The 15,745-nt window shown below is 27.9% G+C and carries 14 protein-coding genes; 11 read left to right on the top strand and 3 right to left on the bottom strand.

Annotated features, from left to right (window positions below; all coding sequences use genetic code 11):
- Positions 1–103: 103 nt before the first annotated feature.
- The 3 genes from ACH5BK_RS07800 to ACH5BK_RS07790 are packed head-to-tail and all read left to right on the top strand — an operon-like array spanning position 104 to position 2,541.
- Positions 104–673, top strand: a complete 570-nt coding sequence (locus ACH5BK_RS07800; RefSeq protein WP_404306130.1) for a hypothetical protein — start codon at positions 104–106, stop codon at positions 671–673.
- A complete protein-coding gene (locus ACH5BK_RS07795; protein ID WP_404306128.1) occupies positions 674–1,813 on the top strand; it encodes an MFS transporter in 1,140 nt (379 codons plus the stop codon).
- An 11-nt stretch (positions 1,814–1,824) separates the two neighbouring features.
- Positions 1,825–2,541: an SIMPL domain-containing protein gene (locus ACH5BK_RS07790; protein ID WP_404306126.1), complete on the top strand. Its 717-nt coding sequence runs from the start codon at positions 1,825–1,827 to the stop codon at positions 2,539–2,541.
- 5 nt (positions 2,542–2,546) lie between these two features.
- Here the strand turns inward: ACH5BK_RS07790 and ACH5BK_RS07785 are convergent, their stop codons facing one another.
- Both ACH5BK_RS07785 and alaS read right to left on the bottom strand, forming a co-directional pair.
- On the bottom strand, positions 2,547–3,026 hold the full coding sequence (locus tag ACH5BK_RS07785; RefSeq protein ID WP_404306124.1) for a hypothetical protein: 480 nt from the start codon (positions 3,024–3,026) through the stop codon (positions 2,547–2,549).
- Between the two features lie 9 nt (positions 3,027–3,035).
- A complete protein-coding gene (alaS, locus tag ACH5BK_RS07780; protein WP_404306122.1) occupies positions 3,036–5,603 on the bottom strand; it encodes an alanine--tRNA ligase in 2,568 nt (855 codons plus the stop codon).
- 188 nt (positions 5,604–5,791) lie between these two features.
- On the opposite strand from alaS, the gene trxA (ACH5BK_RS07775) reads away from it, so the two are divergent.
- The 5 genes from trxA (ACH5BK_RS07775) to ACH5BK_RS07755 all read left to right on the top strand — a co-directional run bounded on the left by trxA (ACH5BK_RS07775) (position 5,792) and on the right by ACH5BK_RS07755 (position 11,007).
- Positions 5,792–6,109 (top strand): thioredoxin, encoded by a 318-nt coding sequence (trxA, locus tag ACH5BK_RS07775; RefSeq protein ID WP_254577012.1) that lies wholly within the window; start codon positions 5,792–5,794, stop codon positions 6,107–6,109.
- Positions 6,110–6,241: 132 nt separating this feature from the next.
- Entirely contained in the window at positions 6,242–6,559 is a 318-nt protein-coding gene (trxA, locus tag ACH5BK_RS07770) for a thioredoxin (RefSeq protein ID WP_404306119.1), read from the top strand.
- 147 nt (positions 6,560–6,706) lie between these two features.
- Positions 6,707–8,119: a DASS family sodium-coupled anion symporter gene (locus ACH5BK_RS07765; protein ID WP_404306117.1), complete on the top strand. Its 1,413-nt coding sequence runs from the start codon at positions 6,707–6,709 to the stop codon at positions 8,117–8,119.
- Between the two features lie 54 nt (positions 8,120–8,173).
- Positions 8,174–10,354: an ABC transporter substrate binding protein gene (locus tag ACH5BK_RS07760; protein WP_404306115.1), complete on the top strand. Its 2,181-nt coding sequence runs from the start codon at positions 8,174–8,176 to the stop codon at positions 10,352–10,354.
- Entirely contained in the window at positions 10,351–11,007 is a 657-nt protein-coding gene (locus ACH5BK_RS07755) for a response regulator transcription factor (RefSeq protein ID WP_404306113.1), read from the top strand. The genes ACH5BK_RS07760 and ACH5BK_RS07755 overlap by 4 nt, the downstream gene beginning before the upstream one ends.
- A gap of 17 nt (positions 11,008–11,024) precedes the next feature.
- Here ACH5BK_RS07755 and ACH5BK_RS07750 read toward each other — a convergent pair whose 3' ends face one another.
- On the bottom strand, positions 11,025–12,350 hold the full coding sequence (locus ACH5BK_RS07750; protein ID WP_404306112.1) for an alanine/glycine:cation symporter family protein: 1,326 nt from the start codon (positions 12,348–12,350) through the stop codon (positions 11,025–11,027).
- Positions 12,351–12,560: 210 nt separating this feature from the next.
- Between ACH5BK_RS07750 and trxB the strand changes: the two genes are divergently transcribed.
- From trxB to purF, 3 genes are all read left to right on the top strand, one after another.
- The gene (gene trxB / locus ACH5BK_RS07745; RefSeq protein ID WP_404306110.1) at positions 12,561–13,490 is read left to right on the top strand and encodes a thioredoxin-disulfide reductase; all 930 of its coding nucleotides are present in this window, start codon (positions 12,561–12,563) and stop codon (positions 13,488–13,490) included.
- A gap of 14 nt (positions 13,491–13,504) precedes the next feature.
- Entirely contained in the window at positions 13,505–14,278 is a 774-nt protein-coding gene (gene dapB, locus ACH5BK_RS07740; protein WP_404306108.1) for a 4-hydroxy-tetrahydrodipicolinate reductase, read from the top strand.
- 116 nt (positions 14,279–14,394) lie between these two features.
- Positions 14,395–15,744, top strand: coding sequence for an amidophosphoribosyltransferase (purF, locus tag ACH5BK_RS07735; RefSeq protein WP_404306106.1), 1,350 nt, complete (start codon positions 14,395–14,397; stop codon positions 15,742–15,744).
- Position 15,745: the final 1 nt, after the last annotated feature.

The following is a 15,745-nucleotide window of genomic DNA, read 5'->3' as shown; positions in this document are numbered from 1 at the left end:
GTTTCCCTTTATGTTATATTTGTTTATATTAATAAAAAAATAATAGGATGTCAATTAATTGCCCAAAAGATGGTATAATTCGCCTTTAAAGAAAGGATTTTAAATGAAAATGGTATTACTAATAGTAATAAGTGCATTTATTTTTAATGCTTGTACTTCTACTAAATATACAAATAATTTGAATAATATAGAAAAATTAAATACTGAAAAAAGACTTTTAACTATAAATTACTGTACAAACAATGCGTATATTAAATCTATAAATGATGAAAAATATGGAAAGTTATTTGTTGAGTATATATGGCTAGATAACTCATGTACTTGGAATGGCTTATCAAGAGGTTTTTTTGAGTATCAATTGAAAAAAGATTTAAAAGTTTCATCTATGAAAATAGTTGAAAGATTAGAGTATTCTAACTATGAGTTTACTAGTTATTTAATTGATAATAAATATTATGTAGACTTAATTTATAAATACTCAAACAATGAAGATTTGTTTATCTTGGATTATAAGGGATTGTATTTTCAAGAACAAATACAAAAGTTTAAAAAAGATTTTAAAAGTAAATCTTTAGGAAAAAAAAGATTGACAAAAGAGTATTTTAAAAGTCTAGTAAGAATGAATATAGTTGAAAATTATTTCGAAAAGGTTTATATAAGAGATGAAAGATAGATGAAGAAAATAGATTTATTTATTGTGGTTTATTGTATTGTGATTGTTTTATCTGTGATGTATGCAACTCAACCCTTACAACCACTTTTAGCAAAAGAGTTTAATATTTCAGTTATAAAAGCTTCTCAATTTACAGCAATTATAATGCTTTTTTTAGCTATTTCTCCTATTGTATATGGATATATTTTAGAAAAAGTATGTGCTAAAAAAATGCTTATGTATTCATCTTCTATTTTACTTATTACAAATATCTTTTTAGGTTTAAGTAATAGTTATGAAACATTTTTATTTTTTAGATTTTGTGAAGCTTTAGTTATTCCTGCTATTTTAACAGCACTTATGAGTATATTAGCAAATATAGATAAAGAAAATATCAAATACAATATGGCAATTTATGTAGCTGCAACAGTTTTAGGTGGAATGATAGGTCGGATTTTTTCAGGTGCTATTGCTACAAGTTTTTCTTATGAATATGTTTTTTACTCTTTATCTTTAGCAATTTTTATTTCACTATTTTTTGTTAAAAAATTAAAATATGAAGGTGATGCAACACTATCTAAACCAAGTTTTAGTGATATTACAAATATTTTAAAAGATAGAAGATTTGTTTTAGTATATTTATTAATGTTCTGTGTATTTTTCGTATTTGCAGGAGTATTAAATGTACTTCCATTTAGATTAAAAGATATAAGTAGTTCTATAAATGAGTTTCAAATAAGTCTTTTATATTTAGGTTATGGAATGGGAATTTTAGTTTCGTTATTATCTAAAAAAATAGTAAGATTTTTTAAAACAGAACTAAATACTATTTTAGTAGGTCTATTAATTTTTACAGTAGTTAACTTTTTTTTAGTAAGTGATGATGTTTTATTTTTATTTGTAATGTTATTTGTTTTTTGTATTGGTATGTTTACAGTACATACAATGAGTACAGGTTTAGCAAATTCTATGAAAAGTGAACAAAAGTCATTAACTTCAGGAATGTACCTTACTTTTTATTATCTTGGTGGAGCTATGGGTTCATTTTTACCTTCTATAATATATGAACATTTTGGATGGAATATAATGATTTATTCTTTTATATTTATTCTTTTATGTATGATTCTATTAGTTTATAAAAATAGATTATTATTTAAATAAAAGGAAATTTTATGTCAACTTTTAGTAGTAAATCAATTTATGTTTTAGGAATATGTCTTATTTTAGGGCTAAGTTCTTTAGGATATTTTTTAGTAAAAGGTGTTAAAACCTATAAGCAGTTTGATAGAAGTGTAACGGTAAAGGGCTTATCTCAAAAAGAGTTTAATGCAAATATTGTTTTATGGCCAATAAAATTCACAGTTGCTAGCAATGATCTAAATGACTTAAATAAACAGATTGAAATAAATACAAAAACTATAATAGATTTTTTAAAAGATAATGAAATTATGGAAGATGAATGGACAATACCAGCACCTTCAATAAATGATAAGTTAGCAAACAGTTACTCAAATGAAAATGTAAGATTTAGGTATAGTGCAAATCAAACAATCAATGTGTACTCTAAAAATGTCGATTTAGTTAGAAGTGCAATTTTAAATATTTCATCTTTAAATAAAAAAGGTATTTTATTTAGAATGAATGATTATGATTCAAAAGCTCAGTACTTTTTTACAAAACTAAATGAAGTAAAACCTATTATGATAGAAGAGGCTACAAGAAAAGCTAGAGAAGTTGCTTTGAAGTTCGCTAAAGATTCAAATAGTAAATTAGGAAAAATTAAAAAAGCAAGACAAGGACAATTCTCTATTTCAAGTAGAGATCAAAATACACAACATATAAAAAGAGTTAGAGTTGTATCAACAGTTGAGTATTATTTAGACGATTAAGAGGATTAAAATCCTCTTAATGTAACTCCTAAGAATATAGCAATAATTCCTAGAATAATATTTAATGGAATAAAGTATTTAGCTATAGGTTCTAATTGTTTTTTAGCAGCAGGTAAATTCCCACTTTCAAAAGCCTTTGAAGCTTTGTTTCTTTTTATATAAATAGTTATGAAGATTATTGTCATTATTGTTAAAACAATTTCTTTTACCATCACTAAGTTATAAAGTGTTGATTCTTTTAAATTTAAAGCTATTATCATTATTGTTGCTGTTATTAAAATTAAAATAATAGCAGGAATAACCATATTAAAAAATCTTCTTAAAGACTCTAAAGTTCTTCCTAGTTTTATTTTTGGGTCTGTAATATCTTGCATTGAGTAGTGAACGGCAAATCTAATTGCTAACATTCCACCTACCCATAATACAGCAGAAATCACATGTAGAAAAACTATAATTGATGAATAATTATCAAATAGTTCAGTCACTTTTTAATCCTATAAATTTTCTTTTGCATACTCTAAAGCAGCTTTTTTTGCATCTTCAATTTTTGATACATCTTTACCACCAGCTTGGGCGAAGTCAGGTCTTCCACCACCTCCACCACCAACGATTGGAGCAATATTCTTAATCCAGTCACCAGCTTTTATATTTGTATTTTTACTTCCTGCAACTATCATTACTTTATCACCTTTTGCTTGTAACAATAATACTGCAAGTTTTTCATTAGCATTTTTTAAATCATCAACAATTTTTTTAATATCACCATTTTTAACAACATCAACAACAACTTTTGTATCAGCTATTGTTTCTTCACTAATAGGAGCTGAGCTTTGGCTTTGAGCTTCTTCAACTTCTTTCTTAAGTTCTTTAATTTGGTCTTTTAGTTTTTTGATACCAATAAGTACATCTTGATTTTTAACTTCTGCTTGAACTTCTTGATATTTTTTCATAAATGATTTTGCATAAGAAATTGCTGACATTCCACATACTGCTTCAATTCTTCTAACACCTGCACTTACACCTGCTTCTTTAGTAATATAGAAAGAACCAATATCATGAGTATTTCTTACATGAGTTCCCCCACAAAATTCAACGGATACATCTCCAAATTCTACTACTCTTACAACATCACCATATTTTTCACCAAACATAGCAATAGCACCTTTTTTCTTTGCATCTTCAATAGCTAATTCTTCTACACTTCCTGCAATTCCTCTTGAAATCATAGAGTTTACTAAATCTTCAACCTCTTCAATTTGGCTTTGAGTCATAGCTTTTGGATATGTAAAATCAAATCTTAATCTTGAAGAATCATTTAATGAACCAGCCTGAGATACAGTATCTCCTAAAACCATTTTTAAAGCACTTTGTAAAAGGTGTGTTGCACTATGATGTTTCGCAACTTCATATCTATTTACTACAACAGCTTCTACTTGCTCATTTTGGCTAATATCACTATTCTCTACTTTTACTTTTGAAAGGTTTAATCCATGGAATTTTTGAGTATCTTCAATAATCGCAATATGTTCATTATCTTCTAATGCGCCAATATCTCCACTTTGTCCACCAGAAGTTGCATAAAATGGAGTTTTATCTAACATAACCCAACCATTCTCACCTTTTTTTAATGAAGTAACTTCTTTAAAGTTTTCATCTAATAATGCTACAATTGTACTTTTGTAATTTGTATTTTCATACCCTACAAATTCATTTTCACCATATTTTTCAAGTAAAGCTTTAAAATCACCACTAGTTGCAGCATCTCCACTACCTTTCCAAGCAGCTTTAGCTTTAGCTTTTTGTTCAGACATTAATTCATTAAACTTCTCAATATCTACTTTAAGATTTTTATCTCTTAACATATCTTCTGTTAAATCTAATGGGAATCCATAAGTGTCATAAAGTTTAAATGCTACATCTCCTGAAAATACTTCTTTTGTATTAGCTAGTTCTTCATTAAAGATGTTCATTCCTGTATCAATAGTTTTGATAAATCTCTCTTCTTCTAGTGTTAATTGCTCTTTTATATAATCTTTTTGTTCAATTAAGGCAGTATAGTGATTACCCATAATTTCACATAAAGTATCATAAAGTTCAGCTAAAAATGGTTTTCTAAATCCAAGTAAATAACCATGTCTTACAGCTCTTCTCATAATTCTTCTATTTACATAAGGTCTTCCCTCATTTCCAAATAAAATACCCTGAGATAACATAAATGAGTTAGCTCTTAAATGATCTGCAATTACTCTATATGAACCAATCGTTTCAGAAGTAGCTTTCTTAGCTGATAATTCTTCAAGTTTTTTGATGATAGGTTGGAAGTTTGATGAATCAAAGTTATTTAAAACACCTTCTTTAATAGCAATAACTCTTTCTAGTCCCATTCCTGTATCAATTGATGGCTTTGGTAAAGATGTTCTTGTGATTTTTCCATTTTCATCTTTAGTTTGCTCATATTGCATAAATACTAAGTTCCAGATCTCTAAGAATCTATCACCTTCTCCACCTAAATAATCTTCATCAGATGAGAAGTGTTCTTCCCCTTGATCATAAAAAATTTCTGAACATGGTCCACATGGTCCTGTGTCACCCATAGACCAAAAGTTGTCTTTATCTCCAAATCTTTTGATTCTTGAAGCATCAATATGTTTTTGCCATAATTCATAAGCTTCATCATCATCATTATGAATAGTTACCCATAATTTATCTATAGGTAGTTCAAGATTAACTGTAATAAATTCCCATGCATAAGCTATTGCATCTTTTTTGAAATAGTCACCAAATGAGAAATTACCTAGCATCTCAAATAAAGTGTGGTGTCTTGCAGTATAACCAACATTTTCTAAGTCATTGTGCTTTCCACCAGCTCTTACACATAACTGACATGATGTAGCAGTAGGATTACTTGGTTTTGGAACTGCACCTGTGAAAATATCTTTAAATTGTACCATTCCAGCATTTGTAAACATTAATGTTGGATCATCTGGTACTAAAGGCATTGATGAAACAACTTCATGCCCTTTATTTTTAAAAAATTCTAAATACTCTTTTCTTATATCCATAAAACTATCCATTTTAATTAAAATAGAGTTATTTTATCCAAAAACAGATTTAAGCTAGATTAGTGTAATTAATGAATTCAATTTATACATAAAAGATAATTTAAGTTTAGCTAGGCTAGAATATAAGAGTTTAATTTATAAATTATTTTGATAAAGAGAACTAAAATATTAATAATAAGGAAATAAAAATGGGTAAATATATTGAATTAACTCCTGCAAATTTTGAAGAAGTTACAAAAAGTGGTGTTTCATTAGTTGATTTTTGGGCTCCATGGTGTGGACCTTGTAGAATGATTGCTCCAGTTATTGAAGAGTTAGCTGAAGAGTTTGAAGGAAAAGCAAATATTTGTAAAGTAAATACAGATGAAGAGCAAGATCTAGCTGTAAAATATGGAATTAGATCTATTCCTACAATTATCTTTATGAAAGATGGTGAAGTTGTTGATCAAATGGTTGGAGCTTCTTCTAAGCAAGCATTTGCTGATAAAATTAACTCATTATTATAATAAATAATAAAAATACAAACAATTATTAAGAAAGGTAAGACAAAATGGTCTTACCTTTTTTTATGCCCAATTTAAGCTAAATATTATTTATTAAATGATAAAATTTTTCCTATAAAACAAAAAGGATAAAAAATGAGTAAATATATAGAATTAAATAATAGTAATTTTGAAGAAACAACAAAAGAAGGTGTAGCTTTAGTTGACTTTTGGGCTCCATGGTGTGGACCTTGTAGAATGTTAAGTCCTGTTATTGATGAATTAGCAGCAGAGTTTGAAGGTAAAGCAAAAGTTTGTAAAGTAAATTCTGATGAAGAACAAGATTTAGCAGTTAAATTTGGAGTTAGATCTATTCCTACAATTATCTTCATGAAAGATGGTGAAGTTGTAGATACAATGATTGGGGCTTCTTCAAAACAAGCTTTCGCTGATAAACTTAACTCATTAATTTAATTAACAAAAAAAACTTATAAATACTAACAATTATTAAAACTAAGGATTTTCTCCTTAGTTACTTTCTTTTTTATTACTTAGTAAATGTCATACTAAGGTCATTTTACTTTTTTAAAATTTCAGTATAAGAAATAAAAAGGAGATGACATGCTTCAAAGTCAAACTTTTAAAATAGCATTACCGTTACTTGTTGCAATACTTATTGCAATAATGCCAACGCCAGAAGGTTTAAGTGTAAATGCGCAATACTTTTTTGCAGTATTTTTAGGGGTAATTGTAGCTTTAATTTTAGAGCCAATCCCAGCAGCACTTATAGGTTTAACAGGAGTTGCATTTAGTGCAGCATTTGGTTTAGTAGGTGAAACAGCAAAAGCCAATAGAGATTGGGCTTTAAGTGGTTTTTCAAATGGAGTGATTTGGTTAATTTTTGCAGCATTTATGTTTGCATTAGGTTATAAAAAATCAGGACTTGGTAAAAGAATCGCTTTACTTTTAGTAAAAGCTTTAGGTAAAACATCACTAGGTTTAGGATATGCAGTTGCTTTTGCTGATGGTATTTTATCACCATTTATGCCATCAAACACAGCAAGAAGTGCAGGAACAATTTTCCCAATTGCTATTAATATTCCTCAGATGTTTAATTCAACTCCTGAAAATGAACCAAGAAAATTAGGTGCATATATTTCATGGGTAGCAATTGCAGCAACTTGTGTTACAAGTTCAATGTTTTTAACAGCTTTAGCACCAAATTTATTAGCTGTATCATTAGTTGAAAAAAATGCAGGTATTTTAATCTCTTGGGGAGAGTGGTTTAGTACATTAGCTTTAATTATGATACCACTATTTTTACTTGTTCCTTATATTACTTATTTAGTATATCCACCTGAGCAAAAAACTTCACCAGAAGCTCCTGCATGGGCAGCTAGTGAACTTGAAAAAATGGGACCTGTAACTAAAAAAGAGTTAATTATGTTAGGACTTGGTTTATTAGCTTTAGTTATGTGGATTTTTGGAAAAACAATTGGTATAAACGGTACAGTAGCTGCACTAGTTGTTTTATGTTTACTTGTTTTAACAAAAGTTATTGATTGGGAAGATGTAATCACAAATAAAGCAGCTATCAATGTATTTATTTGGTTCGCAACACTAGTTGCAATGGCAAGTGGTCTTAAAAAAGTTGGATATTTAAAATGGGCAGCAGGTTTAATCTCAAGTTGGTTAGCTGGTGTTGATCCTGTAAATATTGTAATAATACTTGTAGTGTTATTCTTCTTATTCCACTATTTATTTGCTAGTGTTACGGCTCACGTTGTTGCACTTTTACCATTATTCTTAGGAATTGGTATGAATTTAATTCCTGCTGAAATGGTACCATCATTAGCAATACTGTTAGTTGGATCACTAGGACTTATGGGAATTATTACTCCTTATGCAACAGGACCATCACCTATTTGGTATGGAGCTGGATATATTTCACAAGCAACATGGTGGAAATTAGGAGCAATTTTTGGAGCATTATTCTTAGCTTCATTAGTTCTTTTAGGATTCATTATACTTTAAATAAAATAGCACCAATAAAGGTGCTATTTTTGTAAATCTTACTATAATAAGTTTATGAAAAAAACTTTATTACTACTATTAATTCTTTCAAGCTTTCTTTTTTCAAATGATTCAAATAAAAATATATTGATTATAAACTCTTATCATAAAGGTTATAAATGGAGTGATGATGTAATAAAAGGAATAGAAAAAGTTTTTTATAATCATTCTAATCTAAATTTAAATATTTTATATATGGACTCTAAAAGAATAACATCACAAGAGTATAATGAAAATTTAAAAAATCTCTATAGAGTTCAGCTAAATCAGAGAAAATACGACTTAGTAATTACTGTTGATAGGTTTGCCTATGATTTTATCATTAATTCCTATAATGAACTTTTTTCTGATACAAAAATACTTACTGTTGGAATAGAAAATTTTTCAAATAAAAGGTTAGTTGAAAAGAATTTATTAAATAAAGTTTGGGTTTTATTAGAAAAAAGAGATTTACAAGGGAATTTAGATTTAATCAAAAAAATTATTCCAGGTATTAAAAATCTCTATATAATTAATGATAAAAGTTTAAATGCTCAACATACTGAACCACTTATTAAAAACTTGTTTAAAAACTTTGATGGAAGATATAATCTTATATATATTAAAGAAGATAATATCGAAGCTTTGAAAAATCGTTTTAATTTTTATGAAAATAATAGTGCAATTTTATTTATAAGATTTTATAAAAATAGTGATGGAAAATTAAATAAAAATTATGAAATTTCAAAATTTATAGAAGAATCAAAAGTGCCAATTTTTATTACTGATTCTGTTTTTAAAAGTAAAGGTGCAATTGGTGGTAAAATAATTGATTTGATAAAGTTTGGTGAAAAGTCAGGAGTTTTAGCATTAGATATTTTAAATGGAAAAGAAATAAGAAAAGTAAATGTATTTAGGGATTTTACTTATGTTTTTGATGCTAAAAAATTAGATGAATTTACTATTGCTATAGCTCAAGTTACGAATGATTATGAGCTGGTAAATAAAAGAATTACTTTTTTTGATAAACATAGAGGTTTTATAAATTTTGTCTTTACAATTTCACCTATTTTTATTTTTCTTATTTTAGGATTAATTCATAATATTTATATGAGAATAAATACTCAAAATAAATTAAAACAAAGAATTGTTTTTGATGAAGTGTTATTAAATGCAATAGAAAGTCCTATTTTTTGGCAAGATGAGAAGGGAAAAATAATTGATTCAAATATGATGTTTTGTAATATTTTAGATATAAAAAAAGAATCAATTTATAATAAAAAATTAGATGATTTTTTAGATAATAAAAATATTGAAATATTAAAAAAGGCATTATTACGATATCAGAAAAATTCTAAGAAGAATTCTATTTTTAAACTTAAAACAACAACTATTCATGAAAAAATATATTTTATAAAACAAGCAATTTATTGTGATAGTAAAACAAAAAAGACAGGAATTGTGACAATTTTAACTGATATAACAAAAGAAAAGAAAATTGAAAATGAACGGCAAAAAAATCAACAGTTTATTATTCAACAATCAAAATTAGCAGAAATAGGAGAAATATTTTCATCAATTGCACACCAGTGGAAAGCTCCATTAGTTGAAATCACAACTATAGCGCAAGAGAGTTTTTATAATTCTCAAACAAATAAAAGTGAGAATGAATCTTATGTAAAAGATATTATGACACAAGTTGAATATATGAACAAAACTATAAATGATTTTCAAAATTTTATTATTCCTTCAAATAAAAAAACAATCTTTAATGTAAAAGAAGCAATTGAAGAATTATTAAAAATTGTAAATCATAATATAAAATACAACTATATTGATATAAACTTATATTGTGAAAATAATCTAAATTTAACTGTATGTGGATATAGAAATGAATTTATGCAATCAATATTGAATATTATAAATAATGCAAAAGATGAATTAATAAAAAAAGATTTAAATGATAGAAAGATAGATATTAATATTTTAAATTTAGAAAATTTTGTAAAAATACAAATAATAGATAATGCAGGTGGAATAAAAGAAGCAAATTTAAAAAAGATTTTTAAAGCTTATTTTTCTACAAAAAAAGAAGGACATGGTATAGGTTTATATATGGCAAAAATGATTATAGAAGATAAAATGAATGGTAAATTAAATGTAAAAAATACCAATGAAGGTGCTTTATTTGAAATTGTTTTGGAGTATAAGAAGTGAAAATTTTAGTTTTAGAAGATAATGAAAGATTACTAAATTTAATAAAAGTATCATTAGAGAAAGAAAATTATCAAGTGGATACCTTTACAGATGGGCAAGAAGCTTTAGATAATTTAGAAAATGGTTACTCATGTTTTATTTTAGATATTAATGTACCCAATATTGATGGTATATCACTTTTAGAACTATTAAGAATGAATCATAAAGATAGTCCAGCTGTTATAATTAGCTCAAATCATGATTTTGAAAGAATTCAAAAATCTTATGATTTAGGTTGTGATGATTATATAAAAAAACCATTTTACATATTTGAATTAGTTGAAAAAATAAAAAAGCTTTGTAAAATTGAAAAAAAATATTTACAATTTAATGAGAGTTTAAAGTATGATTTTAAAAATAGAATTATGTATGAAAATGAAAATGAATTAGAATTAACAAAAAAAGAAATTCTTTTTTTAGAATTATTTTCTAAAAATTTACATCATATAGCAAGTTATGATGAAATTTATGAATATGTTTGGGAAGGTGAAGATACAAACTTAACAAATGTAAGAGCTATGATTAAAAGATTAAGAAGAAAACTTTTTAATGATGCAATATTAAGTGTGAAAGGCTTAGGATATAGTTTAAGTAAAAGTACTAAGTTAGTATAAAAGCTTAAGCTTTTATACTATTTATTTTTAAAATATCTATTTGTTTCTGTTGTAACAACTTTAGAAAGAATTAAAAGACCTATTAGGTTAGGTATTGCCATTAAACCATTTGCTAAGTCAGAAAAATTCCAAACTAATTTTAGTTGAGATACACATCCTACATAAATTATACAGATAAAAAATACTCTGTAAAAATATATTTTTTTATCTCCTAAGATATATTCAAAAGCTCGCTCTCCATAGTATGACCATCCAAGAATTGTAGAATATCCAAAAAGAATTGTTGCAAAAACAATTACTAAAGCTCCCCAATCACCTAAAAAGAATTCAAAACTTTTTAGTGTTAACTCACCTGCATTTCCACCTTGTGTCCAAATAGGTGCCATTAAAATAATTAATGCTGTCATTGTACAAACAATTAAAGTATCTATAAATGTTTGAGTCATTGAAATTAAAGCTTGTTTTACAGGATCACTTGTTTTTGCAGCAGCAGCTGCAATTGGCGCAGAACCTAAACCTGATTCATTTGAGAAAACTCCTCTTGCTATACCATATCTAATTGCAGCAGCTATTGCAGCACCTGCAAAACCACCTGTAGCTGCCATAGGATTAAAAGCATAATAAAAAATCATTCCAAAAGCATCACTAACTTTATCAATATTAGTAAAAATAATAATAAATGCAGTAACTAAATATATAGCAATCATAAATGGAATTAAATAAGTGGTTACCTTTCCAATAGTTTTAATACCACCTAAAACTACAATAGCAGTAATTGTAAGTAAAACAACACCTGTCATCTCATAAGAAATATTAAATTGAGAATTTAAAGCATTAGCAACAGCATTTGCTTGTGCCATATTTCCTATTCCAAAAGAAGCAATAACAGTAAATATAGCAAAAGCCATAGCTAGCATTGGCATATTAGCACCTTTGTAAATATAGTACATAGGTCCACCTTTGTAACCATTTAAACCTTTTTCTCTATACTTAACTGCTAGAATTGCTTCTGAATATTTTGTTGCCATTCCAACTAAACCTGTAACCCACATCCAAAAAACAGCACCAGGGCCTCCCATGTTTATTGCAGTAGCAACACCTACAATATTTCCTATTCCAACAGTAGCTGCAAGAGCAGTCATTAGTGCTGCAAAGTTAGATATATCACCTTTTGCATCATCTTCTTTTTTAAAAATTAATTTAAAAGCATGACCTAATGCCCAAAACTGCATACCTTTTAATCTTATTGTTAAATAAAGACCTGTCCCAACTAGCAGTATTAACATTGGTGGTCCCCAAACAAAAGATGCGATTGATGAGATAATTGTGTTTAAATTTTCCATATATTTCCTTTTAGTTATGAAATAATAGCATAAAAATTTTAAACAAAAAATCAATTCTTTAAGTTGATATTTAATATTAAATGATAAAATTTATCCAATAAAGTTTTGTTTTGATTAAACTATAACTTACATAGTTTTTAGTATTATACTGTTTTGATAAATACTATAAATTATAATAAAAATAAATGATATAAATAAAAGGATACTAATATGTTAGATTTAGCAATTATTGGTGGAGGACCTGCTGGGTTAACTGCTGGGCTTTATGCTACAAGAGGTGGTTTAAATAATGTTGTTATGTTTGAGATGGGAATGCCTGGTGGACAAATCACTGGTTCATCTGAAATTGAGAATTATCCAGGTCAAGGTGAAGTAATGACTGGAATGGAATTAATGCAAAATTGGCCTGAACAATGTCAAAAATTTGGATTAAAACATGAAATGAACCAAATTACTAATGTAGTAAAAGAAAATGATATCTTTAAATTGACAGCTGTTGATGGAAAAGAGTATGAAGCTAAAACTGTTTTAATGGCTACAGGTTCTGTTCCAAGACGTGCAGGTTTTGCAGGTGAAGATAAATTCTTCGGTCAAGGTATTTCAACTTGTGCTACTTGTGATGGATTTTTCTATAAAGGAAAAGAAGTTGCAGTTGTAGGTGGTGGAGATACAGCACTAGAAGAAGCAGTTTATTTAGCAAAATTATGTTCTAAAGTTTATCTAGTTCATAGAAGAGATACTTATAGAGCAGCTCCTTCTACAATTGAACACATGAAGAATACTGAAAATATTGAAGAGGTTACAAATGTAACTGTAGAAGAAGTATTTGGTGATAACACTGGTGTTTTAGGATTAAAAGTAAAATCAAAAGAAACAGGTGAAATTAGAGATTTACCAACACCAGGTGTATTTGTTTTTGTTGGTAGAGATGTTTTAAATGATCCAATTAAACAAGAAGATGGAAGTTTCCTTTGTGATGTAAATGAACAAGGTGAAGTTATTGTTAATCTTAAAATGGAAACATCAACACCTGGGTTATATGCAGCTGGTGATATTAGAATTGATGCTGCAAAACAAGTTGTTTGTGCTTCTGGTGATGGAGCAACAGCAGCAGTAAATATTATTGAATATATTGGATAAGGAAAGTATAAAAGATGATAAAAGTAGGTATTTTAGGAAGTACAGGTAGAGTTGGATCATTGTTAATTGATGATTTAGAAAATGATGAGCATGCAAGAGTAGGTGCAGTACATGTTTTTGATAAACTAAAGAAACAAGTACCAGAAGATACAGTGGTTACAAATGATTTAGCAGTTTTATTTGAAAACTCAGATGTAGTTATTGATTTTTCAGCTCCTGCTGCAACAGAAGCTTTACTTACAGAAGTAGTAGAAAATGGTGCTAGAAAGCCATTAGTTATTGCTACGACTGGATTTAATAAGCATCAACAAAATTTATTGTTAGAAGCTAGTAAATTAGTACCAGTATTATATGCTACAAATATGAGTTTAGGTGTTGCTGTTTTAAATAAACTTGTACACTTAGCTTCAAAAACATTAGCTGATTTTGATATTGAAATTGTTGAACAACATCATAGACATAAAGTTGATTCTCCCTCAGGTACAGCTCTTACACTTGCAGAACATGCTGCAGATGCAAGAGGTTTAGATTTAGATGATGTAAGAATCTCTGGAAGAGATGGACAAATAGGTGCTAGAACAAAAGATGAAATCGCTGTTATGGCATTAAGAGGGGGAGATATTGTAGGAAGACATACTGTTGGACTATATAATGATGGAGAATTTTTAGAGTTAAATCATACTGCAACAGCAAGAAACACATTTTCACAAGGTGCTATTAAAGTTGCAAAATGGATTATTGGAAAAGATGCAAAACTTTACTCAATTAATGACGCTTTAGGTCTATAAAACTAATAACAAATTAAATATAAAAATACTAAGAGGAAAAGATATTTTACTCTATAAGTTTTTTACTTATAGGTGCGCATCAAGTTCACTTCTTCCTCTTTTAAAAGGTTAAATAAATGTGTGCAATAGTTGGAATTTACGGAAATGATAATGCAGCAAGGTTAGCTTCTTTAGCTTTATTTTCTATGCAGCATAGAGGTCAAGAAGCAACAGGTATTTCTTCTTCTTGTAGTGGTAAAATTTATACAAAAAAAGATAGAGGTTTAGTATCAGAAGTATTCACAGATGAGGCTTTACAATATTTAAAAGGTAATATGGCAATTGGTCATAATAGATACTCAACAGCAGGTGGGGATTCAATTTTAGATGCACAGCCAGTTTTTGCTAAGTATAAATTAGGTGAGATATCAATAGTTCATAATGGTAACTTAATTAATAAACAAGAAGTAAGACAAGACTTAATTGACAAAGGTGCTATTTTCCAAACTGGAATGGACACAGAAAACCTAATTCATTTAATTGCTAAAAATACAAAAGATAGATTAAGAGATAGAATAAAAGAGGCTTTAACTAAGACTATAGGAGCTTATTGTTTTATTGTTCAGTCAAGATCAAAACAGTTTGTAATTAGAGATAGATATGGTATTAGACCATTATCTTTAGGAAAATTAAAGTCAGGTGGATATATTGTTGCATCAGAAACTTGTGCATTTGATTTAGTAGATGCCGAGTTTATAAGAGATGTTAATCCAGGAGAAATGTTAATCTTTAGTGAAGATAAAGATGAACCAGAATCAATTCAATTATTTGAATCTCAGTATAGACCTTGTGCTTTTGAGTTTGTATATTTTGCTAGACCTGATTCAGTTATAGATGGCAAAAATGTATATAGAACTAGAGAAAATATGGGAAGAGCACTTGCTAGAAACGATGAAGATTCTGAAATAAATGTAGACATGGTTGTACCTGTACCAGATTCAGGAGTTCCAGCTGCACTTGGTTATGCTGCACAAAGTGGAGTACCTTTTGAGTATGGGATTATTAGAAATCACTATGTTGGAAGAACCTTTATTGAACCAACACAAGAGATGAGAAACTTAAAAGTAAGAATGAAACTAAGTCCTATGAAATCACTTATTGCTGGAAAATCACTACTTGTTATTGATGACTCAGTTGTAAGAGGTACTACATCTAAAAGAATAGTAAAAATGCTAAAAGATGCAGGAGCTAAAGAAGTTCATTTTAGAGTTGCTTCTCCTGAAATAAAATTCCCTTGTTACTATGGTATTGATACACCAAATAAAGAAGAGTTAATTTCAAACAATATGTCAGTTGATGAAGTATGTGAATATATTCAAGCTGATTCATTAAAATATCTTTCAGTTGATGATTTAACAGGTGCAATTGGAAATGATAGAAATTATGCTTTAGAGAGTTTCAATGGGGATTACTTCGTAAAAGAGTAAA

The sequence above is a fragment of the Arcobacter sp. YIC-80 genome (assembly GCF_044841725.1).
Taxonomy (GTDB): domain Bacteria; phylum Campylobacterota; class Campylobacteria; order Campylobacterales; family Arcobacteraceae; genus Arcobacter_B.
The sequence above is the reverse complement of the archived record's forward strand: the minus strand, read 5'-3'. Positions and strand labels throughout refer to the sequence as shown.